Genomic DNA, 21,774 nt, shown 5'->3' with positions numbered 1-21,774 from the left:
TCCTTCCGATGGCGCCGGAAGATATGTTCATATCTTCCATAATCGATCAGGTCGAATGCCGTCAAAGGATGCCCTGGAGGATGCGATGGCCAACGCCGAGGTGGAGACCGCCCTCGACATAGCGCGTCAAACGGGCGTATTTAAATGCCAAGACCGCGATCTCAGAGAGTTGCCATCCGCTCTGCGCCGGTTACCCCACCTGACCGAGATCCATCTGGCAGATTGCCGAATACGGCAGTTGCCCGACTGGCTAGCGGAAAAAGATGTGGTGGCGCTTAGCGTCCTCCATGGCGAATTCACCCGTTTTCCAGACATCGTCTGTGAGCTCACGGCGCTCAAGCATCTCAGCATTTCCGGCTGCAACGTGAAGTCGATTCCGTCGACAATCAGCAAGCTCAGGGATCTCCGACAGCTGACACTGAGCGACTGCGGATTGTCGGAAATACCGATGTCCATTGCCGACATGGAGAATCTGCTGGAGCTGGATCTGGGCGGAAATCAGTTAGCGTTGGGCCCCCACCTGGAACTGCCTTTCAACCTGATCTACCTGTCGCTCTGGGGCAACAACTTCACGCAAATGCCCGAATCCATTGCGTCGATGCGTGATCTGCGTTCGTTATTCCTCAGCTCACGTGGCTCGACGCCCGAGGGTCGATCCGCAGCAACTCAGCGGCCGATGCCGTCTGGCCCAGACTCCATGAATTTCATCATGGCCAGGTCAGGTGCGAGGCAGGCCATTGAGTCGCTACCCGAATGGCTGTTTCACAGTTGCCGGCGGCTAGATTGGCTGGATCTCAGCGGCAACGCCCTGCACCGCATACCTCGCGAGATAAGCGAATTGCGCTCCCTACGCGTCCTGCTTTTGGGCGGCAATGCGATCAACGAGGCTCCGGTTGAACTATTTGACCTGCCAAACCTAAGAGAACTCGAGCTCAGCGACAATCGCCTCACCCTCTTACACAGCCAAATCAGGCCACGGAGGCAACTTAAATATCTTGGGCTGGAGGGAAATCCGCTGAACCTGCCGCCGGAAGTCGTAGCGGCGGCGACGACGAACCCGGCCATGGTCTTCGAGTATCTACGTCAGGTCCGAGCGAGCAGGCGGGCGCTGGATGAGGCGAAGCTGCTGGTGGTGGGCGAAGGTGCGGTAGGCAAGACGTCTCTGATCCGCAGGCTGGTGGGCAGCGGCTTCGACGAGGACGAACGAAAGACTGAAGGTATCGACGTCACTCAGTGGCAGGTTACGCCGGGCGGAAAGGATACCCGGCTAAACATATGGGACTTCGGCGGCCAGGAGATCATGCACGCCACCCATCAGTTCTTCCTGACCCGCCGCAGCGTCTATCTGCTAGTCCTCGACGCCCGCCAGGGCGAGGAGCAGAACCGGATCGACTACTGGCTAAAGCTGATCCACAGCTTCTCCGGTGGCTCGCCCGTCATCGTCGTGGGCAACAAATGCGAACGCATCACGCTCGACGTCGACCAGCGCGGCTTGAGAGCGAAGTATCCGAACATCGTCGCCTTCATCGAAACGTCGTGCGCCACCGACTCTGGCATCGAAACACTGCAGCAGACAATCAGCGAAACGGTTGATGAACTGAGCCATGTTCGCGACCTCCTGCCGACCTCGTTCTTCGAAATCAAACGGCATTTGGAGGGCTTGGACGCCAACTATTTGACGTTCGAGCGCTATCAACGGCTCTGCATCGATCACGGGGTCGACTCGGAAACGGCGCAGGAGCTGCTGATCGGATTCCTGCACGACTTGGGGACCGTCCTCTGTTTTCGCGACGATCCACGGCTGCGTGACACCAACATCCTGAATCCGAGATGGGTGACCGGAGGCGTGTACAGGATCCTCAACTCGCACGCGGCAGCACAGCTCAAAGGGCTGTTGCGCTGGCCCGACATCGAGGAGATCCTGCGATCCGACGACTACCGGCCCGACAAACTCGCCTTCGTCCTGGACATGATGCGAAAGTTTGAGCTTTGCTATGAGTCCGAGCAGACCTACCTGATTCCCGATCTGCTGACAAAGGAGGAGCCGGACACCGGCGACTGGGCGGATGCTCTGCGGTTCGTGGTGGAGTATGACGTTCTGCCGACCAGTGTCATTGGCCGGCTCATAGTTCGCATGCAGACGTTCATCAGCCACGGGACTGTGTGGCGGACCGGGGCGGTGTTGGCCATGGACGACAATCGAGCCTTGGTCAAGGCCGACAGCAGCGATGGCCGCCTCACCATTCTGGTTTCCGGGCCGCCCAACGGCCGCCGCGGCCTGCTGACCGCGATTCGGGCCCAGCTGAAGGCCATCGAGCTGACGATCCCAGGAATCGTGAGCGAGGAGCTGGTCCCGGTGCCGGGCAACAACGCCAAATCGGTTCCCTACAGCCATCTGCTCCGCTTGGAGTCCGCAGGTCACCGCACTGTCATTCCGCAGGGCCTGACCACCGAATATTTCATCAATGACCTGCTTCAGGGGGTGGAGGAGCGCACTGCCCGGGCCGGGGTCATTGTTCGCGGCGACGACCCGGTCGCCAACGCCGAGGCTGTGCCGAGCCCGGCGAGTGAGGCACCGGGCCAATGGTCGGTCAAACAGTCGCTTTGGCTCGGCGCCTGCCTGCTGATCACGCTCCTCATCGTCTTTGGCGGATATGCGTTCGCCAGCGCGAAGCTCGGGATCGGAGTCGCCCTGGCGCTGGCGGGGACGGCGCTCGTTGTGGTCGTAGTCATTGGCCTATTCGTGCTGCGATCGGCCGGCCGGATCAGCGAAAGCGGGTTTGTCGACGCGCTGAAGCACGCTGTAGACAACAGGGCCTCTAGCGAACCAAAGTAGAGTCAGAGCCGGATCCGGTCACTCCGACGGCGGAAGCCTGATGGGCTGTAATAGCGGGTCACGTTTCCGCCGGCGTCAACCTCGTGGCTGTAGTGCTTGAGGAAGTCCCACATCAGCGGCGACTCCTCGGCCATGGTGTTGTGCGAACGGAAGATGTTCTTCGTGAGTTTCAGCACCGGGACTGCGGTGCCGGGATCGCGCCATGTCCAGGTCTGGAAGCGGTCGTGCCAGCCGCTGAACACACCGCCCTGAGTGTCCACATCGGACAGCGTCAGCCCGTTGACCTTAAGGTGATACTGCGCCCAGCTGTCGAGCCGGTTCTCCGTGTCGTCCCAGAGCCCGCCGGCCAGGAAAGCGAGATCGCCGTAGCCGTACATGTGGTAGTTGGGAATCATCTTGTTGCTGGCCGGATACTGCACGCCATCCATGCCGATCGCGCCCGCGGCGTCCGGGGAGGCGGTAAAGGAGGTCGAGGCCACCGCGGCGAAGTATTCGGGAAAGATGATCGCAAGGTTCTGTGTGACCTGGCTGCCCGCGGATTGGCCGGTGGAATAGAACCTCGTCGGGTCCACCCGGTACTCGGCAAGAACCGTCTCGCGCAGCTGGCGGTAGAAGGCGATCGAGTCGCGATGGCTCACTGAAATCGACGTGTTGCTGTACTGCTCGCAGATGGAGACAACAATGAACCCCTCCCGCTCTGCCACCTTCCACCACGGGGCCGCGTCGAAAAACACCTTGTCGGTTTGGCTGTTTCCGGGCCACACAAATACCACCGGCGCACCGTCACGCCACAACCGGCGGGCGGATTGGGGAACATACACCAGGTATTCGCGGAGGAAGCCTTCGACCATCATGGTTCTCACCTGAACGCCCAGCTCGGCGTAGTCGGCCCGCTCGAAGAGCTGGTTGGAATAGGCGAAGATGTTCTCATAACGCGTGTAGGAAGTGAGGAAGTCGACGATTTCGTTGGTGTCGTGCCTGTTGCCTCTCCCGGTGGGTCGCGTTTGGACAGCGACCTGGGAGATCGGGCCGGCGTATGAGGTCATCCATCTTTCTGACCCGCGCCGCTGCTTGAAGATTGTGCCCAATGTGGAGTGTCTGGCGCCGGTGCCCGAGGTGTCGTTGGCCCGCTTCCAATACGACAGGCTCGCTGCGATGGACTGCTGGTCGGGGTGGATGTACCAGGTCGGCAACACCGTTTCGTCGTACCGGATGAGGTCGAAGCCCTCGGGGAACACGACCGTGGTGTAGCCGGTGTCGGTCGTGCCGTCGAACTCGCGTGCCGCATAGGAGTTCAGGTATTCGGCGGTCAGCCCCGGGGAGTCGACGTAGGCCTGGCTGATGACGCGCAGCGGATGCGCGACCGCCCAGGCCTCCAGGGCGGGGGCGCCATCGCCGTACCCGACAAAATAATGCAAACCAAAGATCGAGAAGTAACGATTGCTTTGGTAGAACGCCATCGCCGCCTCGACGTAAGCAGATTCGGAGGCAGCGTCACCCCAGCCGCCTTCGCCGGGCTCGAGGACGAACAGGCCCTCCTCGCGCCGCCTCGCCACGTCGATCCAGGATGACTTCGTCAAGAAGTCAGCTGTCTGAGCCCCATCGGGAACCGCGATCACCGTGTAGTAGGACCGGATCGGCGTCTCCGGGGAGATGTAGATTTTCGCGGTGCGGGTCACCCCGCCGATATCGAACGACTTCGTCCAGTACCCGGACATTTCCCCGGGCAGCTTGTTGGCGCGCGTGTAGTCGTAGGCGGGGAACGGCCGGCCGTCAAGCGGCGCAGGCTCGCCGAGTGTCCACTTTGCTGATTCCGCCTCCGCGGCTTGCGCGGCCGGCATGGTGAGCGCCTGCCCGGCCAAAGCTGTCGCCGCTGCCGCAGCGGTCCCCCGAAGGAGCTGACGTCGATTGAACGTGGTCATGATGCTGGCCCCTCACCCACGAAAAAGATCTAGGTCCATCAGATGGACCATTGGTTCCACTAGACAGACCTTAGCTTTGTCGTGGGTACGCGGCAAGACCCGTCCACGATGGGACAGGTCTCGATATTCAGGGGTCGCTAAGCGGCGCGCCTGCGCTGGGCGGTGGCGGCGTTGGCCGGGAAGGGCAGCACCGGGGCCAATGGGCCGCTGCCGTCATCGTGGGGCCGCAAAGTCCAATGGCTGCCCGGTGTTTGCGCGTCGGCCGGCGGACCGGGGCTGCGCAGGCGCGGCAGGTTCATCACCAGGAGCAGGGCGTAACCGGCCAGCACGAGACCGTGCGAAAGGATGCGACCGCCGTCCACCCGCCCGACAAGCGCATCGTTGGCGGTGAGCAGCCCGAGGACGGCGACAAACGCGGTCATGACCGGGATCAGCGCGGCGGGCCGGTTACGCCGCCAGGCCAGCCAGGCCAAGGCGGCGCCGATCGCGACATTCCATGCGGCCGATTCGTGCCAGAGGTGGCCGGAGGACACCGATCCGGTGCCGCCGTGGGTGTTGTCGGCAAGTGTGGTGGCGTAGCTGGAGATCTGGACGAGACCGAGCAGGAACTGGCCAAGCCCCACCGCCAGCAGCGCCAAACGCAGCCCCACCAACACCTTGGCGGCCCCGGTCCGGACCGGGGCGGCGGCAAGCACCGTGGCCATGGCTTGCGGGCTGAGGGTGGGCACGGGCTGGGATGCGGCCGCGCGGGTCAGCCGCGCGAGTTCGTTGGCCCGCTGCCACCAGGCAGTGCACGCGGCACATCCGGCCAGATGCTTATCCGCGCGGTGCCGGTTGGCGGGATCGTCCTCGCCGTCCAGCCGCGCCGAAAGCTCATCGCGGAAATTTTCGCAGACCATGGACACATCCATAACACACATTGTCGCCGTCACCTGCCTGGCTGGTTCCCGGCCTATCGGTGTGAGCTGGCACTCTCACGTGGCGGGCGGGTATCGCCCGGACGGCCAGGGTGCCGATAAACTTCCCGGCATGTCCGGTTATGGCACCAACGATGAGCATCTGACGAGGCTCGCGTTGGCTGCCCGAGACGGTGATCGTGCTGCCACTGCCGAATTTCTTACCGCCACCCAGCGCGACGTGATCCGTTTCGTGGCACACCTGGCCGGGCCGGGCGACGCCGCCGACATCGCGCAGGACACGTTCATGCGGGCCATGAAGGCGCTGCCCGCCTTTGAGGGGCGATCCTCGGCGCGCACCTGGCTGTTGTCGATCGCCCGCCACACCGTGCTGGACCATCTCCGCGCGCAGAGCCGCCGTCCCCAGCTTGCCGCGCTGCCCGACTGGGCCGCCGTGGCCGACGCCGCGCAGTCGCCGCAGAGCCACCGGTTCGACGAGCAGGTGCTGTTGGAGCAGCTGATCGCCCAGCTCGACCCCGATCGTCGCGAGGCCTTCGTCACCACGCAGATCCTCGGCCTGTCCTACGCCGAGGCCGCCGACGTGATCGGCTGCCCGGTGGGCACCATCAGGTCCCGGGTGGCCAGAGCCCGCGACGACCTGGCCACCGCGCTCAGCGCGGAAGGCACCGGCGCGCGCCGGCACCTTCGCGCTGTCTGAGTCCCGCTAGTCGTCCATGCTTCCCATGGTCAGGTTGACGGTGGTCCCGGTCATCCCGCTCGCCTTGTCGGAAGCCAGGAACGCCGCCACGTTCGCCATTTCCGTGAGGGTCATGAGCCGCCGCCCATGGGTCTTGCTGGCGAGCATCTCCTGCCACTGCTCCCAGCTCAGTCCCGATGCCTTCGCGCGAGGTTCGTAGGCGTTCTTGATGGTCGATGACTCCGGCATGGCCTGTGGGCGCAGCCCGACCACACGAATGCCCAGCGGTGCCAGCTCGACGGAGAGGTCGCGGGTGAGCGCCTCCTTGGCCGCCTGCGCCGGGCCGTAGCCTCCCACCAACGGAATCCCGATGCGCGAATGCAATGCGGTCACCGTCATGATCACCCCCGATTTGTTCGTGACCATGTGCCGGGCCGCCAAGCGGGCGGTCAGGAAATACGAGTTGGTGTAGGCCGTCAGCGGCAGCGTGAAATGCTCGAGGTCCAGATCCAGCAGCGGAACACCCACAATCTTCGTGTTCGAGATGCCGACCGCGTTGAACGAGATGTCGATGCGGCCAGCTTTATCGATCACGGATTGCAGGTGTTCCTCGATAGCCCGCTCGTCGAGCGCGTCCACCTCCGCCGCCTCAGCGGACCCGTTGCACCCCTTGGCCACCACTTCGACTGCGGCGAGGCTTCGGCCGGTGACAAAGACCTTGGCGCCCTCGCTCGCGAACGCTGCCGCGACGGCGCCGCCGATCGAACCCGAGCCCCCGTAGACCACCGCGACCTTGTCTTTCAGAATCATCTGAGTGTTCCTTCCGTATTGGGTCGTCGAAGTTATAGACACCAACGCGGGCGGAAAGTGGGCGGCTACGCCTCTGGGATCGCCGTAACGCCTTCCAGTACCTCGATGGTCGACAACCGATGGAAGTGCTGGGCCCAACCCAGCGGGGTGGCGTCGAAACGCATGTCGCGCAGATTGGGGTCGGCGCCCAGATCCAGCAGCCGCCGGGTGAGCGCGACGTCCCCCTTGACGGCGGCATGGTGAAGCGCGGTCTCCCAAGACTGTTCCACCGGCGCATCGCCGCGCCCGTAGGCGTTGACGTCAAAGCCGAGCTCAGCTAGCAGAGTGACCGTGTCGATGGACGCCTGGGAGGACGCCCACACCATGAGCCCGGGCCGGTCTTGGCGGGCCTGTGCCACGGCATCGGGATACTCGGCGCGGATTTGGTCCAATGTGGAGCGATCGTTGCGGAACGCCGCGGCGATCAGGTCGCGCACCGGATCGGGGGCCAGCACGGCGCCTTTCGCGAGAAGCCAATCGGCGATCTCGGTGTTGCCGTTGAGCTGGGCGAGCTCGATCGGCGTCCGGCCGTCGCCGGGACTCCACGCCGGCCCGTCCCCCTCGAACGGCGAGCGGAAGTCGACACCGTTGTCGACCAGCAGACGTACTCGCTCGCTCAGGTGATGCTCGATGGCCCAGCGCAGCTGGATGCGCAGCATCCGCGTGGGCGAATCCAGGTTTTCGATCCGCCTCGTCCACGGGCCACCGTCACCGGTGCCCAGCCCGTACTCGAACAGCAACTCCAGATGCGAGTTGTCCGCCTCGAATATCCGGTTGTACAAGGTCTGCGAGTCGTTGGGATCAGCACCCGCCTCCAGCAGCAGCCGGGCCAGCGCCGCCCAATCCCGATGGCAGGGCTGGCGCTGCTTGCCCAGCTCGCCGTGGCCGAACACCCCGGTCAGCAAGGTGAACGGCGTCGGCTGGGCGTCGAAGAGGTAGCCCTCATTCGCGTCGGCCCCGGCATCGAGCAGCTGCCGGGCAACCGTGAGCACGTTCTCGGCCGGAACATCCGGGTCGAATCGCGAGTAGACCAGGTAGAACAGCGGACGCCAGCGCAACGGGCCGCCCGCCTGCACCGCGCGCCCCGGCTCCTGCGCGAGCAGCCGGCCGACATCGTCCGGGCGGGCGGCCGCGGCGGCGGCCCAGATGTTCGCCTTGGTCAGATCGCGATGCTCCGCAAGCAGTTTGCGGGCCTGTGCCCAGCGTGCCGGCCCATCGTCGCGGCTGTAGGTCAGGCAGGCCAGGCGGCAGAACTCCTCGGCGGGGTCGGCCATAGGCCTGCCGCCGAGCCCGGTGTCCCATCCGTGTTCGGCGACTGTTTGCAGGTACCGGGCGAGCCGTGGCCAGCTGGCGAAACCGTACTCGCGGGCGACGACCAGCTGAGCGGCGCTGAGCTGCAAGCCGCTGCCATCTTCGGCAAGTGCGGCATCCGGATGGTGGCGGGCCAGCCTCGCGATGGCGTCGGGTTCGCCTGCCCGCACCGCCCGCTGCAGAGCACGGGCCTGCCTGCGGAAGCTGTCGAGGTGGGGGCGGTCGGGCATACCCCGGGTTGGCACAATGGCCTCCTCTCGTCTGCCTGATGTCCGCACGGTCAGGCCGAAAGGAGAACAATGGTGACGCCATGGTTCACAAAGCCAAGTGGGCTGAGCCCATTCCCGCGGACCGGAGGCTTCCTGGCAGCCGCCGCCATCCTAACCCAAAGTGCGCGTCACGTCCGCAGGTACGACGCTCCATTGAGGTCGATGATGGCGCCCGCCGCCCACTGCGCCTCGGCCGAGGCAAGCCAGTGCACCGCAGCGGCGACCTCCTCGGGCCGGGCGACCCGGTGAAACGGGCTCTGCGCCCGGATTTCGTCGCCGCGCTCGGAATTGAGGTGCTCGCTGGCCATGTCGGTCTCCACGAACCCGGGCGCCACCGCGGTGACCGCGATGCCGTAGGGCGCGAGCGCGACCGCGAGTGACTGGGTCAGCGAGTTGAGCGCCGCCTTGCTCGCGCCGTAGGCCGCCTGCTTCGGTTCGCCACGGAACGCGCCGCGCGAGGAGACATTGATGATGCGGCCCCCGCTCTGTCGCATATGCCTTGCCGCGCACCAGATCGCGTTGGCCGCGCCCATAAGGTTGATGTCCAGGGTTTGCCGCCATTCGCGTTGCCAGTCTTCGTACGACGTATCAAAAATCGGATGTGGGGTGAAGACGCCAGCGTTGTTGACCAGCACATCGAGCCCGCCGAGCGCGGCAGCCGCTCCGTCGACAGCCGCCCGCACCGCCTCCGGGTCGGCCAGGTCACCTTGAACCACTACATGGCCGTGGCCAGGCAGCGCGTCGCGCAGCTCGTTGGCCAAGACCCCCGATTCCCTATAGTGGATCGCCACCCGGTCTCCGCCGGCGGCGAAGACCTGTGCCACAGCCCGTCCGATTCCCCGGGAAGCTCCCGTCACCAACACCGCGCGCCCAGTCATGCCGACCATCATGGCAAGCGCCTGCCCTCTCCACGAGCCGGCGTGGTGGCGCTCCCCCGCGCCCGCCCGTGATGAGTTTCCAGATTTCTCAATAGGTACTGAGTAGCACCGAGTTGATGGGATCGAAGTTCAAGTCCGCGTAGAGGAGAGGGGCCAGGATGTTGTCGCACTGAATTCCGTTGTACTGCAGGCACGTGCGGACAAACGCGGTGCCGGTCTGATTGTTGAAGATTCGCTTCATGCCCCATTGGTTGCTGAGGTTGTAAGCGCCGTAGTAGTACCACATCATCGATGGATGATTCTTGTTCCAGCTTGCGCTTGGGTAGAGGCACACGTAGCCCTCAGGGCAACCCATCAACGTGCCGTACCCCGCCTGAGCGGGCGCTACCGCGAGCGTAAGGGAGAGCACCACGGTCGCACCTGCCGCCCCGATGGCGCGGGCCACTTTGCCTGGAATCGACATACCGTTCCTTTCTGAGCACCTGGAGAGTCCGGATCTCCACGGTGACAGCGGCCGATATGCGGATCCTTTGCGTTCGCTATACACCGTGGCGGTGGAACGCGCCATGTGGCTCAGCGCAGTGTTTTTCGCCTACGGCAGCGGTTTCGTGCTCGGACGCGTGGTCGACCTGCAGGGTGGCGTGAGTGATGTGGTAGTCGCGCTTTAGCAGGTCTTCAAGAATGACGCGGATGTGGTGGCAGTCGGTTTCTTCTTTGACGAGTACGTGTGCGGAGATGGCCGGTTGCCCAGAGGTGATGAGCCACAGGTGCAGGTCGTGAACTTCGATGACGTCGCGAACGTCCAGAAGCCGGTGGGCGACAACGTCCGGGCTGAGGCCCGCGGGTGCGGCCTCTAGCAGGATGCGGCCCGAGTCGCGCAGGAGCCGCCATCCGGCCAGCAGCATGAGGACCACCACGACGAGGGAGGCGACGGTGTCGGCTCTGGCGTAGCCGGTGGTCCAGACGATGAGCCCGGCGATGGTGGTCGCGATGAAAGCGAACAGGTCGTTGAGGATGTGCTGGTAAGCGCCCTCGACATTAAGGCTGGACCGGTTGGCCTTGCTCATCGCCCACGCGGCGGCGATGTTGACGGCGATGCCGGCCAGGCCGGTGATGACGACCAGGCGGCCGTCGACGGCCGGGGCCTCGATGAGGCGGTGAATGGCTTCGTAGCCGAGCCAGGCGGCGAGCAGAATCAGGCTGAGCCCATTGGCTTGGGCGGAAAGGATTTCGGCCCGTTTCAAACCGTAGGTGAAGGAGCCCTTCGCCGGGCGGGCAGCAAGCCGGATCGCGACCAAAGCCAAGACAATCGCGGCGGCGTCGGTGAGCATGTGCGCCGCGTCCGAGATCAGGGCCAATGACCCGGCGATGATACCGACGACGACTTCCACCGCCATGAATCCGATGATCAGAGCCAGAGCAACGGTCAGCCACCGCTTGTCGGCTTCACCGCTAACGGCATGGGAGTGCTGATGCTCACTCATCAGTGTTGCCCTGCAACGGTTTTGCGGGTATCACAGCATCCGTCATCACAGCTGGCATCGGCCGATTCATCGGTGGACAAAGCGACAGCCATCGGCGCACAGCAGTTGTCGCCCCGCCAGGCCAGCCGTCCCTCCCGAACGGCGATCGCGGCGATCACCAGAGCGGCGATCGGGTCGGCCCACCACCATCCCAGCCAGCTGTTGAGCCCGAGCCCGACCAGCAGGACCGCCGACAGATAGGTGCACAGCAGGGTCTGTTTGGAATCGGCCACGGCCGAGGCGGAGCCGAGCTGGCGACCGGTGCGGCGCTGGATCGCGGACAGCACCGGCATAACGCCGAGCGAGACGGCGGCCAGGGCCAGGCCGACGCTGGAGTGTTCCGCTTCGCTGCCACCCAGCAGGGCACGGCCCGATTCCACGGTGACGTAAGCGGCCAGCGCGAAGAACGACCAGGCAATGATGCGCAGCGCTGCCTTCTCCCGGCGTTCGTGATCGACAGCCGAGAACTGCCAGGCAACCGCGGCCGCCGACGCCACCTCGATGACCGAGTCCAGCCCGAACCCGATCAGCGCCGTCGACGAGGCGATCGTGCCCGCGGTGATGGCCACCACAGCTTCCACGACGTTGTACGTGATGGTGGCGGCGACAAGCAGCCGAACCCTGCGCACCAGCACCTTGCGCCGCAACGCATCCGCCATGGCGGGCGGGGCCGCGAGCTGGGTCATCAGCAGCACCCCTCGACCGGCGCGGCCGGACACGCCTGCGGATCCACGGCGAGCACCACCCCGAGCAGATCACCCAACGCGTGAGCCAGCCGCGCATCGGCCAGCTCATAGCGGGAACGACGCCCTTCGGGCACCGCCACGACCAGGCCGCAGCCCCGCAGGCAAGCCAGATGGTTCGATAGGTTCTGACGGGTCACACCCAGCAGCTCGGCCAAATCGGCGGGATAGGCCGGCCCTTCCCGCAACGCCAGCAGCAACCGGGCCCGGGTCGGATCGGACAAGGCGTGACCGAACCGGGCCAGCACCTGCCCGAACCCAGCGGCCTGCCACATCGAGGTATCAGCGGCTTCCTTCACGCCCCAGACGATACAGCCAACGCTGAATTCAGCACAACATGAACATGACAGACCTGGCTCATCACTTCACTGCGCGCGGCCCCAATCCACATCGACGAGTCCGGTCTCAGCCTGCCCGGTAACGACATCAAACGCACCGTGTACTGGTCCGAGATCGACGCCTTGATCCTGGAGCCCTACCAGGGCACACACGACCCTAACGGGCAGCGCCCGCCTTATCCTGATTCCCTCCGTCACCTCACCGCTGGCAGCCTCGGCCGAATACACCAACAAGATCGACGGACGGAACGGAATCGTCCTGTTCGCGCTTGCCGACATGCAGACATCGCCCGACCAGGTGCTCGCCGCCATGAGCTGGTATGCCAACGGAAAATTCATCGATGCCACGCACCAACTACCTGCCGACCGCAACGCAACCGCCACGGCACGGTAAGCAGCGGATCAGCGGGCTCCGCAGTCGTCCCCAGGATCCTTCAGGGCTCGTTATCCTCAGACATCGACCGTCGAGTGCTCGTGGCACCGGTCATCGCAAGTGTCTGGAAGCAGGACGCACCCACATACCTGGCACGTTCCCCAGCGGCCGTACCAGAATCCCGTTCTGCGGAACCGGTCGGTGGCAGCCCGCCAAGCGGCCAAGTCGGCATCGTCGATCTCACCGTCGGCATCAACCGCATACCCCGGCGCATTGCCGGCCAGGAACCCGGCAACAAAGTAGCGGGATTCCTCCGACATCGCCCCCATTTCCGAACGCGAAACGTTGTAGCTCACTGCCTGGTGGGGACACCACGCCGCCATCCGCCCGACAAACGTGTTGCCGCTGCCAACCAAGAAGTCGCGCTTCCCGCACGGAGCATCGAACCAGAGCCGCTCATCGACGGCCGACTGTCCAATCGGGATCTGCTCCCATCGCAGCGGCAGACTCACCTTCGCCACGATGCACCATGGATCCCCCGCCTCGCTGGAAGCAGGCCACCAAGCCACAAGATTCGCGCCACGCTCGTGAGCGAACGCGATCGCCTCATCCCGCGCCGTCGACTCGAAACCATCGCCGCGGTTGAGGTACACCTCGGCAGCGTCGATCGTTTCGTCAAAGCGGAAGTCGGCCAGCGACCACATCCTGTCAGGCATGGACGCTGAGTCTAGAGCCCTGGGCCTCCGCCGAACATCCGATTTCCTCACGTTGCATAGTCTGGATGCGCACATGATTGCGACGGCTACCGGAAAGGATTAGAGAGTGAAAAAATACATACTCTTCGATCATGATGGCGTTCTGGTGGATACCGAATTCTGGTATTACAAAGCTGGAGAACGCGCCCTGGCGGACATCGGTTTGCCTTTGGACAGGGATCAATACCACCTGGACACCAACCAGGGATTGGGCACTTGGGCCCAAGCCAGGGCGGCGGGCGTTGATGAACAAACCATCAGCAGGCTGCGTGAGGTTCGCAATGAGTACTATCAGGAATATCTGAGAACAGAAGCCATCGAGATTGAAGGCGTCGTCGAAGCTCTTGCCGAGCTAGCAAAATACGTCCGCATGGCCATCGTGACGACTGCAAAACGTGCGGATTTTGAAATCATCCATGAAAAGCGTCAAGTTAGACAATTCATGGATTTCGTCCTTGTTCGCGAAGACTACAAACTCACCAAGCCACACCCGGAGCCGTACCTGGCGGGCTTAAAGCGTTTCGGAGCCACCAAAGAAGAGACACTGGTCGTAGAGGATTCACTCAGAGGGCTGAACTCAGCCGTGGCAGCCGGCATTGATTGTGTCGTTGTCCATAACGACTTTACAAAGGCACATGACTTTTCACAGGCCAGCTATCGAATCGAGACTCTGATTGAATTGAAGGACATCATCCTTAACTAACCCGACGGAGCACTTACCAAGTCCTCCATGCTTTTCTTGCCCTGCTTCGTCCCGTGATGCGTCGCACAAAGCGCTGTGGTGAGAACAGGATGCCAAGAGGGCCGCCGTCGATGTGCGCGTTGCACCGCCCGGCGGCACCGATTCTTAGAATCCAGGGTGCGCGCCCTGTTCCTAATCGGGGCCAACGTCTTTAATACCTTCGATCTTGCGCAGCTGATTGGCGAGAGCGATGACGGCCTCGATGCTGCCCTGCGACAAGCCGACCAAACGCGCCGCGGCATTGGCAATGCCGGCGTCGCGAACCGCGGCGACCAGTCCGATCTGGACGCTCACCTGCTCTGTTGTTTGGTCGTCGAAAAAGAACGCCGATGGAACGCCGAAAAAATGAGCAAGACGCTCGATGGTGTCTTTGGTCGGGTTGATGTTCTTGCCCGAGCGCAGGGCAGACAGCAGCCCTGTGGATAGCCCAGTTGCTTGAGCGACTTCTGGATGGGTGACCGGCTTGCGGCCCCGCGGATGCATGTGCCGGAAAAGGAAGTCCACCTTCTCGGCCAGCGTCTGAGGGGTTTGCCCCCCACCCGTAGATGCCGGGCCCTCCATCGCTGCCCTCCCGTTACTCAATGACTGGCGTACCAATTCTAGTCACTGTATTGACATCACGTGCGAGCCGGGCTTAGATTCCAGTCATTAAAGTGATCGAAACGCAGTGATGGATCACTTTAAGAATCTTTTCGTGTACTAGGGCTGCTGCATGCCCGGAAACGGAGAAAGTTATCAAACGAGATGCATTCACCCTGCCGATAAGCCGCCGCACATTGGTGGTCGGCTCGGCGGCCAGCGTTGTAGGCGCCGTAGCCGGGCTGCCCATCGCCAGTCAAGCCTTTGCGGCCGGCCCACGTCTTGGCCTGGACTACTCATGGAGCCGGCCCAGCCCAAGCGCGATCGTCGCAGCCGGCTACACCTTTGTCAGCCGCTACCTCAGCCGGGATAACACCGGCAAGAACCTCACAAAAGCCGAGGCCGACAGCCTCATCGCCGCAGGCATCGACGTTGTGTGCAATTGGGAATTCGACCTCGACGCTCCGCTGAGAGGCTATGCGGAGGGCGCGACAAATGCTCAAGAAGCACAACAGCAAGCGCTCGCCTGCGGCATGCCGCCGGGCAGGCCGATCTATTTCAGTGTCGACTTCGACGCCACAGCATCACAGCAGCCAGTCATTGACGCCTACTTCGACGGAGTCGCATCGGTCATTGGGCGCAGCCGCACCGGAGCATATGGCGGCTATTACTTGATCAAGCGGCTCTTCGACAACGGCAAGATCAATTGGGGATGGCAGACGTATGCCTGGTCGAGCGGTTTATGGGATTCCCGCGCTCAGGTGAGGCAGGTCCTCAACGGCATATTCGTCGGGGGCCAGGAATGCGACAAGAACGAGGCGTGGGCCGCGGACTTTGGCCAGTGGGGCCGAAGAGGCGTCGTGACATCGGGCGACGTGGCGGTGGTGACCTCGCCGCATCGTCTGATCTCGGCGTTTCGAAGGGGCAGCGATGCCGGGGTGTGGGGTGTTTCCCAGGCCTCGGCGGGCGGTCCGTATGGGGCGTGGTCGAGGATGGGCGGGCTCCAATTTGCTTCCTACCCGGTTTCCCTAGTGGCCACCAACGGGCTGATTGTGGTGGTGGCCCGCGGGACCGACAGCAAAATCTGGGGAATCTCGCAGCTGTCCGTTGGTGGCAGTTATGGGAGCTGGAGCCAGATCGGCTCGGGTCAGCCAGCGTTTTCCGGTTTCGGGGATCCCACCATCGCCTTGGCGCCCAACGGCCAGATTGTCATATATGCCCGTGCTGCTGACGGCGGCATATGGGGAGTCTCCCAGTCGCAAGCAGGTGGAGCGTACGGCAGTTGGTCGCGGCTGGGCAGCGTGACCATGGCTTCCAGCCCAGCGTCCCTGCTCGCCGCGAACAACCTTCTCGTTGTCATAGCGCGAGGGTATGACGACAAGATCTGGGGAGTCTCGCAGCTGTCCGTTGGTGGCGGCTATGGGAGCTGGAGCCAGATCGGTTCGGGACAGCCAACTTTTGCCCCTTCCGCAGAGCCAACGGTCACGTTGTCGCCCAGCGGGCAGATCGTCATCTACTCCCGCGCCGCCGACGGCGGGATATGGGGAGTCTCGCAGGCACACGTGGGCGGTGCGTTTGGTTCCTGGTCCCGACTGGGCAGCGCGACCATGGCTTCCAGCCCGGCGTCTTTGCTCGCCCCGAGCAATGTATTGGTGGCAGTAGCGCGAGGTTTCGACAACAAGATCTGGGGAGTTTCACAGTTGCAAGAAAACGGCGGCTACGGGAACTGGGCTCAGATCGGCTCAGGACAGCCAACATTTTCCGGCGATCCCTCCGCCGGGCTGGCGCCCACTGGCGAGATCATCATCTTTGCCCAGGGCACCGACGGGTATATCTGGGCTGTCCAGCAGCTCAGCCCCGGCGGCGCCTACGGAAGCTGGATTCGAATCGGCAGCTGAGCCCGGTACGGCCGGTGGTGTTCAGGCCCTACCGGCCGTACCCGGGTTGCGTCGAGCATGCCGGCTCCCAGAGGCGCGAACGGGTGCCGATGCGGCAAATGCCGCACTCACTCGGGCAAGCCAGTTCGCCTCCGATTCCAGATCCGAGTGATGCGCGAAACTCGTTGGCGCAAGCGGGTTGTGGGCCTCCCCCTCACTCGACAGCGCGCCGAGAATGCACGCAGCCTCGGCGGTGGCTCTCGCATCCTCGTGGCATAGTCCGGCTCTGCTGGCCTGATCGTAAGCAATCTCGTAGACCCGTTGGTCCAAACGCGAGCGCAACGGGCCCAGGAGCGAGTCGCGAATGGTGATCACCTGGTTGAGCAGGCGGGCGTCGCGGCCGCGCAGATGCGCATGCTCAACGATGGCGCTATTTGGATCCGCAGCCTGAATCGCCGAGACCAGCGGAACGAGGCGCCTGTAGGCGCGGCGACGGCTCCTCCAGCGCTCAACCCGCGGCAAAAGGCGCGGCGCCATGAGCCCCCCGGTGGACAAAAGCAAAGCCGGCCCAAGGAAGAGCAGCTGAATACCAGCCGTTCCGCTTTCCTGCCATGAAGGTTTCGCCCCGAAGGCCACGGCGACAAAGTAGGCGACTTTGTGTAAGCAGAACAGAATGCCGAATGCCATGCCCCCCGCCAGCAGCCGCAGCCCCACGCGCAAGGCCTTCAGCGTGATGTTCCGATTTCGCCAGCAGAGCCGCAGCGCGTCGGTCAAGGCAACACAGCAATACAGCTGTATCACCGAAACGTAGGCAGCTACCCCTGGATCGCGCTCGCCCCCGAAAGGGATGAAAGGGTGCCCTGTCCTCAGCGGGCCAACGAGGTAGCACACCACAAGTGCGCCCAGCCCAGCCAATAGCCAGCGACGCCTCAGCCTTCGACCCTTATCCAAATCGGAAGTGGTGAGATCAGGACTTGCCAAGTGCATCGTGAAGATTTGAAGACAATAGGCCATGCCCATCACCGAGGCATGCGTAAAGAGCCTCACCATGCCGGGAATCTCTCCCAGCAGACGGTAAATCGTCCAGAAGGGTTCAGGCAGGCCCAGGATCAACGATATGTCGATGTTGACCAATGCAAAGAAGAGCGCTTTGACCGCGATGTCCTCGGGCGTTCTCCGCATCGCCCGCAGCCGCGACAAAGCTCCCATTGTTACAGCCAGTATGAGAGCGATCTGGATGCCATGCACCGGGCTCACGATTACGCCTCCAACGCACTGAGGATTCGCCGCGGCACCACATCCAATTCTTGTTGATCAATAGAGGCCGCCCGTGTCATCCTGTCCACTCGCGACAAGACCTCGTAGGCGAACACCTCCGCCTCGAGCTCATCGGTGTGCTGGTAGCGATTGTGCTGCCGGGCAAGCATGTTCCGAAGCGCCTCGCGGCTCAGCATCGGCACCAGCCCCTCCAAGACCTGATGAAGCGCATGGGGACTCGAATGCGCACACAGGATGTGGCCGAGCTCGTGCAACACGATGTGTCGCTGATGCAAAACCGAGGTGTACTCCTCAAAACATATGAAGTCAACCTCATCGGTGGCAAGCCAAAGACCACATGGACCAGCCGCCGACAATGGCAATGCGACAAGAATGATTCGCCGGCCCCGCTGCGCCTCCACGCCTCTACATAGCTCACTCAAGTCGAACGGGTCGGAAAGCGCCACCTGAGAAGCCAACCTTCTCACCCTGCTCATCGATGAACCAGGCAGAGCCATCCGCCCATTATCCGCCCCGTCACCCGATTGCGTCGACCCCAACGAGCTCGATGCGGCGACACAGACGTACACCGTTGACTATGTACAACCTGTTCTAATGTGGACTCGCGGGTGCCACCTCGAGTTGCACAGAACAGTCGCCGCGGCAGCCGGCACCGCGGCAAGGACGTGCCGATTATGACCCTCGTCGGGGAGCCACACGTCAGTCAGCATCTGCAGAGCACGCTGGCGTCGGCGAAACGATTTTGATGAAGTCGTCGCTGCCGGCCATCTCGGTCAGACCGAGTTCGTTTTACAGGCCCCGTTACCCCAACTTGCGAGCCTGAGGGCGCGACATTGCGAGCAACACCGCTGCTTCGGTCGGGTGACTTCAGCCTTGCCGGGCCTGAATGTGAAAAGTGGGCGCGACAGGGTTCGAGCCTGTTTCGGCAGGCCAACCCCAACAATGCTGGAACTCGTGCCCTCGCGCACTCACTTATAGATCTCGCTTCGGTGGCCTACCTCCCATATGGTCACCACCTCTTCCGCAACCTCACAGATCACGCGGTAGTTGCCAACTCGCAGTCGACGCAATCCGTCGCTGTCGACCAAGGCCGTCGAAGCCGCGGGAAACGGATTGCCCGATAGATCTGTGACGTCATGCAGAATCATCAATGCTGTCTTTGCGTCGAACTTGCGCCATGCCCGAAACGCCGTGACCTCCCAGCGGATCTTGTAGGTCACAGGATGTCCGCCTCGCGCAACACATCCTCATGGCTCACAAACTCCGCGGTATTCGCGCGATCCCGAATCCTGGCCACTATCCGCGCATCACGAATGGCAGCAAGCTCTTTCCATTCTTCGAACCCAATCACCACAGCAGCCGGCCGACCATTCTGCGTGATCACCGTGGGTTCATTGAGCATCGACGCATCCCGCACGATGTCCGCCAAGCGGCTTCGCGCATCCGTAATCTTCACTTCCGGAGTCGTCACGTACAGAGCGTACCATCTGTACGTGAGAGTGTGCGCGTACCGCGATCATGGAGGCTTCTCATAACCGCGAGTTCGCCTCGCTCATGCCACGCCAGTCGGCGCAGGACTTTGGCGGATGTCCATGTCTGGCCATCCACTTCGCGCAACATGTCCTTGGGCATTGACGCCAGAGTCTTGCGAACGTGAGCGAACGAGTCGCGCAGCTCCGTAAGCAAGTTGGCGGCGCGTTCGCGGTAACCCAGGCCCACCATTGGCAGGTAGTAGCGACTTTCGGTATCGGCTATGTGCCAGGCGATCTGGCGCAGCGTCCGCCATCTGGCGAAAGACGGCAGGACGCGACTCGCGTCGTCCCAATCCAGCAGCCGGTCAGAATTTGAACCTACGAGGTGGAGTGTCTGTGGCCGGGTCTCGGCCAAAATCGCCATGGTGATCTGCCGTTCCTGCGCGGTGCTAGGTTGATGGTCACGCAAGAATGCTTGCTCATCACCTTCGATCCGTTCAGCTACCGCCAAATCGACATCGTTGGGAACCCTGCGGCGAAGGTCGGCAAGCGCCGAAGGCTCGTCAGGTCCTTGGCCACAGACGCCCCAGAGGTCGAGGTCGAACACCCAAGCGGCTGTCCCATGATCGAAAGCCAGGCCGACATCGTCCTCCACGTAAACCGAGACCGTCCGCACAGAGCGCACACTAAACCCGTTGAGGCGTAAGGCAAAGAGCCTGAGTGTGAAAGTGGGCGCGACAGGGTTCGAACCTGTGACCCTCCGCTTGTAAGACCTGGGCGGCGGTTCGCGGCGATCCTGCCCCGTCCTCGGCTCGCTGGCGAACCGGTAGTGGCTACCTGGACAGTTCGTCGATGTCCGGGCGGGTTGCTACACGCGTTGCTACACCGAAGCGCTGGAACGTTTGTACCAGTAAGGCACAGAATCGCCAAAATCAACTCAGTCAACGATTTGATAGACACATGTTCTAACTTGTGGATCCATGGGAACTTACACGGAGCGGGCCACGCTTCATCTGATCGACGGGAGTCGGCCGGGTGGGGCTGCCAGCCTGCGCAGCAAGCAAGTTCGAGGACTCTGGTCCTGGGAGGGCACCTTCCTTCCCGACGATCAGCACGCCAATTTCTTCGGCTCGCAAGGTCAGAACATTCTGATCGAGCTGCCGGGAGGGCAGACCGGCGAGGTCTTGCTGCAGAATGTCCAAATCGGCAGTCACGTCGCCACCAACATCCGTCTGCTCGGAAGCGGACCGCCACCGTTCTAGGCCAGCCTGACCTGCGACAACCAACCTGTGAGCCGCAACTGGGGTGGGGATTCCTGTTGCGGCTCTTGGCTTGTCCGGGAACGCCACTAGCTTGTCCGTCGCGCAGCGACAAGGGTGACCCGCCATCCCGCTGCCGCCGACCCACACACCGTGAGTCGGGCCTGCCCGGAGGGGGTCAATGTGGAGCTCCCCACCGGAAGAACGACATTGACCCCCTCCGGGCAGGTCTGGCTGGCTTGCCCTGGGTCGGAGGTGATGGCAGGGCCTGGAGGGTCCCAACTCCCCCACCGTGCGTCGCAGTCGTTGATCAGCCAGCCTGTTGTTGATGCGGCCCCCGCCGGAGGCGAGAGGTTTGAGAGCACGGTGGTGGAGGCGCGAAGCGACGACCCTCGGCGGGAGCTACGTCGCGGGACCCCCAACGGACCTGCGACATGAAGCTCTTGATCTTTGGTGTACCGCATCACGATCGCCCCCTCTCCCGCACCGCCTCATACCGCAGATCTTCCGGATCATGGCGTGGCCGGCGTCGGTCGATTCGGGAAGTCTGGTCGTGGTTGGGCGTTGACACGTACGTGTCAGTTAGCGCCTCGGGATTGGGTGTCACGCCCGCCCGGGGCGTTTTGTGGCCGCCCAGCGGAGCGGCCGGGCGGCCACTGCCCCGTTTGGGCGGGCGTGTGCAGCCCGCTAGGGCTGCCTTGAAAGACGTACAGAAAGTCATCACAGACATCAATCACAGGCATGTCCGACTCCGCTTGGTGCGTTACGAACTGGCTCCGGATGATGCGTGACACTTCGCCGAGTGTTGGTGGAGTTGAAGTGGCGCCAGTGCGGGCGAAGCCGTGTTCAGGCCTGACCATGTGGAGACGATTGTGTTGGGAGCAGATCTTCTACCGCCGACTTGATTTGTTGGACGCGGGCAAGGTGCTCTGCGTAGAGGGACGGTTCGTTGGCCGCTAGCTCCCGGTACAGGTTGACGGCTTCCTCGGCGGCGGCCATGCACTCGGCGCGCCTGCCCGCCTCGCCCAGAGCCACTGCAAGGTTGTTGACCGACATGGCCAGGTCGGGCAGGTGGGCGTCACGGTTGAGCGTCACCAGCTCGCGGTACAGGTCGACGGCTTCCTCGGCGGCGGCCAGGCCCTCGGCCCGCCTACCCACCTCACCCAGGCGGTTGGCG

Annotated in this window: 23 protein-coding genes; 5 read left to right on the top strand and 18 right to left on the bottom strand. The window is 63.2% G+C overall.

Annotated features, from left to right (window positions below; translation table 11 throughout):
- Positions 1-85 precede the first annotated feature (85 nt).
- A complete protein-coding gene (locus Rhe02_RS42995) occupies positions 86-2,836 on the top strand; it encodes a COR domain-containing protein (RefSeq protein ID WP_203914298.1) in 2,751 nt (916 codons plus the stop codon).
- A 2-nt stretch (positions 2,837-2,838) separates the two neighbouring features.
- Here Rhe02_RS42995 and Rhe02_RS42990 read toward each other — a convergent pair whose 3' ends face one another.
- Together Rhe02_RS42990 and Rhe02_RS42985 are read right to left on the bottom strand one after the other, a co-directional pair.
- Positions 2,839-4,758 (bottom strand): alpha/beta hydrolase family protein, encoded by a 1,920-nt coding sequence (locus tag Rhe02_RS42990; protein WP_203914297.1) that lies wholly within the window; start codon positions 4,756-4,758, stop codon positions 2,839-2,841.
- A gap of 137 nt (positions 4,759-4,895) precedes the next feature.
- The gene (locus Rhe02_RS42985) at positions 4,896-5,669 is read right to left on the bottom strand and encodes a zf-HC2 domain-containing protein (protein ID WP_203914296.1); all 774 of its coding nucleotides are present in this window, start codon (positions 5,667-5,669) and stop codon (positions 4,896-4,898) included.
- Positions 5,670-5,787: 118 nt separating this feature from the next.
- Between Rhe02_RS42985 and Rhe02_RS42980 the strand changes: the two genes are divergently transcribed.
- Positions 5,788-6,372 carry a sigma-70 family RNA polymerase sigma factor gene (locus Rhe02_RS42980; protein ID WP_203914295.1) on the top strand — a complete coding sequence of 195 codons (585 nt, stop codon included), beginning with the start codon at positions 5,788-5,790 and terminating at the stop codon, positions 6,370-6,372.
- Positions 6,373-6,378: 6 nt separating this feature from the next.
- Here Rhe02_RS42980 and Rhe02_RS42975 read toward each other — a convergent pair whose 3' ends face one another.
- From Rhe02_RS42975 to Rhe02_RS42935, 9 genes are all read right to left on the bottom strand, one after another.
- Positions 6,379-7,161, bottom strand: a complete 783-nt coding sequence (locus Rhe02_RS42975) for an SDR family NAD(P)-dependent oxidoreductase (protein ID WP_203914294.1) — start codon at positions 7,159-7,161, stop codon at positions 6,379-6,381.
- Positions 7,162-7,226: 65 nt separating this feature from the next.
- A complete protein-coding gene (locus tag Rhe02_RS42970) occupies positions 7,227-8,756 on the bottom strand; it encodes an ankyrin repeat domain-containing protein (protein WP_203914293.1) in 1,530 nt (509 codons plus the stop codon).
- Positions 8,757-8,908: 152 nt separating this feature from the next.
- On the bottom strand, positions 8,909-9,658 hold the full coding sequence (locus tag Rhe02_RS42965; protein ID WP_203914292.1) for an SDR family NAD(P)-dependent oxidoreductase: 750 nt from the start codon (positions 9,656-9,658) through the stop codon (positions 8,909-8,911).
- Positions 9,659-9,746: 88 nt separating this feature from the next.
- On the bottom strand, positions 9,747-10,121 hold the full coding sequence (locus Rhe02_RS42960; protein ID WP_203914291.1) for a hypothetical protein: 375 nt from the start codon (positions 10,119-10,121) through the stop codon (positions 9,747-9,749).
- A gap of 76 nt (positions 10,122-10,197) precedes the next feature.
- Positions 10,198-11,142, bottom strand: a complete 945-nt coding sequence (locus tag Rhe02_RS42955) for a cation diffusion facilitator family transporter (RefSeq protein WP_203914290.1) — start codon at positions 11,140-11,142, stop codon at positions 10,198-10,200.
- Positions 11,142-11,867, bottom strand: a complete 726-nt coding sequence (locus tag Rhe02_RS42950; RefSeq protein WP_203914289.1) for a cation efflux transmembrane domain-containing protein — start codon at positions 11,865-11,867, stop codon at positions 11,142-11,144. Before Rhe02_RS42950 ends, Rhe02_RS42955 begins: the two co-directional genes overlap by 1 nt.
- Entirely contained in the window at positions 11,867-12,199 is a 333-nt protein-coding gene (locus tag Rhe02_RS42945; RefSeq protein WP_203914309.1) for an ArsR/SmtB family transcription factor, read from the bottom strand. Before Rhe02_RS42945 ends, Rhe02_RS42950 begins: the two co-directional genes overlap by 1 nt.
- Before the next feature lie 90 nt (positions 12,200-12,289).
- A complete protein-coding gene (locus Rhe02_RS42940) occupies positions 12,290-12,601 on the bottom strand; it encodes a hypothetical protein (RefSeq protein WP_203914288.1) in 312 nt (103 codons plus the stop codon).
- Positions 12,602-12,712: 111 nt separating this feature from the next.
- Positions 12,713-13,351, bottom strand: a complete 639-nt coding sequence (locus Rhe02_RS42935) for a hypothetical protein (RefSeq protein WP_203914287.1) — start codon at positions 13,349-13,351, stop codon at positions 12,713-12,715.
- Between the two features lie 106 nt (positions 13,352-13,457).
- Here Rhe02_RS42935 and Rhe02_RS42930 point away from each other — a divergent pair, with 106 nt between their 5' ends.
- Positions 13,458-14,093, top strand: coding sequence for an HAD family hydrolase (locus tag Rhe02_RS42930; protein ID WP_203914286.1), 636 nt, complete (start codon positions 13,458-13,460; stop codon positions 14,091-14,093).
- A gap of 171 nt (positions 14,094-14,264) precedes the next feature.
- Here Rhe02_RS42930 and Rhe02_RS42925 read toward each other — a convergent pair whose 3' ends face one another.
- Positions 14,265-14,693, bottom strand: a complete 429-nt coding sequence (locus Rhe02_RS42925; RefSeq protein ID WP_203914285.1) for a helix-turn-helix domain-containing protein — start codon at positions 14,691-14,693, stop codon at positions 14,265-14,267.
- 218 nt (positions 14,694-14,911) lie between these two features.
- Here Rhe02_RS42925 and Rhe02_RS42920 point away from each other — a divergent pair, with 218 nt between their 5' ends.
- Positions 14,912-16,609 carry a DUF8189 domain-containing protein gene (locus tag Rhe02_RS42920; protein ID WP_239124423.1) on the top strand — a complete coding sequence of 566 codons (1,698 nt, stop codon included), beginning with the start codon at positions 14,912-14,914 and terminating at the stop codon, positions 16,607-16,609.
- Between the two features lie 21 nt (positions 16,610-16,630).
- Here the strand turns inward: Rhe02_RS42920 and Rhe02_RS42915 are convergent, their stop codons facing one another.
- From Rhe02_RS42915 to Rhe02_RS42895, 5 genes are all read right to left on the bottom strand, one after another.
- Complete coding sequence (locus Rhe02_RS42915; RefSeq protein ID WP_203914283.1) at positions 16,631-17,845, bottom strand: MAB_1171c family putative transporter; 1,215 nt, start codon at positions 17,843-17,845, stop codon at positions 16,631-16,633.
- A 2-nt stretch (positions 17,846-17,847) separates the two neighbouring features.
- Complete coding sequence (locus tag Rhe02_RS42910) at positions 17,848-18,312, bottom strand: hypothetical protein (RefSeq protein WP_203914282.1); 465 nt, start codon at positions 18,310-18,312, stop codon at positions 17,848-17,850.
- Positions 18,313-18,834: 522 nt separating this feature from the next.
- On the bottom strand, positions 18,835-19,086 hold the full coding sequence (locus tag Rhe02_RS42905; RefSeq protein ID WP_203914281.1) for a type II toxin-antitoxin system RelE family toxin: 252 nt from the start codon (positions 19,084-19,086) through the stop codon (positions 18,835-18,837).
- Positions 19,083-19,337, bottom strand: coding sequence for a type II toxin-antitoxin system prevent-host-death family antitoxin (locus tag Rhe02_RS42900; RefSeq protein ID WP_203914280.1), 255 nt, complete (start codon positions 19,335-19,337; stop codon positions 19,083-19,085). Before Rhe02_RS42900 ends, Rhe02_RS42905 begins: the two co-directional genes overlap by 4 nt.
- Positions 19,334-20,014, bottom strand: a complete 681-nt coding sequence (locus Rhe02_RS42895; RefSeq protein ID WP_203914279.1) for a DinB family protein — start codon at positions 20,012-20,014, stop codon at positions 19,334-19,336. The genes Rhe02_RS42900 and Rhe02_RS42895 overlap by 4 nt, the downstream gene beginning before the upstream one ends.
- A 304-nt stretch (positions 20,015-20,318) precedes the next feature.
- Here Rhe02_RS42895 and Rhe02_RS42890 point away from each other — a divergent pair, with 304 nt between their 5' ends.
- Positions 20,319-20,600, top strand: coding sequence for a hypothetical protein (locus tag Rhe02_RS42890; RefSeq protein ID WP_203914278.1), 282 nt, complete (start codon positions 20,319-20,321; stop codon positions 20,598-20,600).
- An 843-nt stretch (positions 20,601-21,443) separates the two neighbouring features.
- Here Rhe02_RS42890 and Rhe02_RS42885 read toward each other — a convergent pair.
- Positions 21,444-21,774, bottom strand: a 331-nt coding sequence (locus Rhe02_RS42885) for a tetratricopeptide repeat protein (protein WP_203914277.1), incomplete at its 5' end; no start/stop codon positions are given.

The organism is Rhizocola hellebori (assembly GCF_016862955.1).
In the GTDB taxonomy this organism is placed as follows: Bacteria; Actinomycetota; Actinomycetes; order Mycobacteriales; family Micromonosporaceae; genus Rhizocola; species Rhizocola hellebori.
Note: the sequence above shows the minus strand (reverse complement) of the source record. Positions and strands in the feature narration are given on the sequence as shown.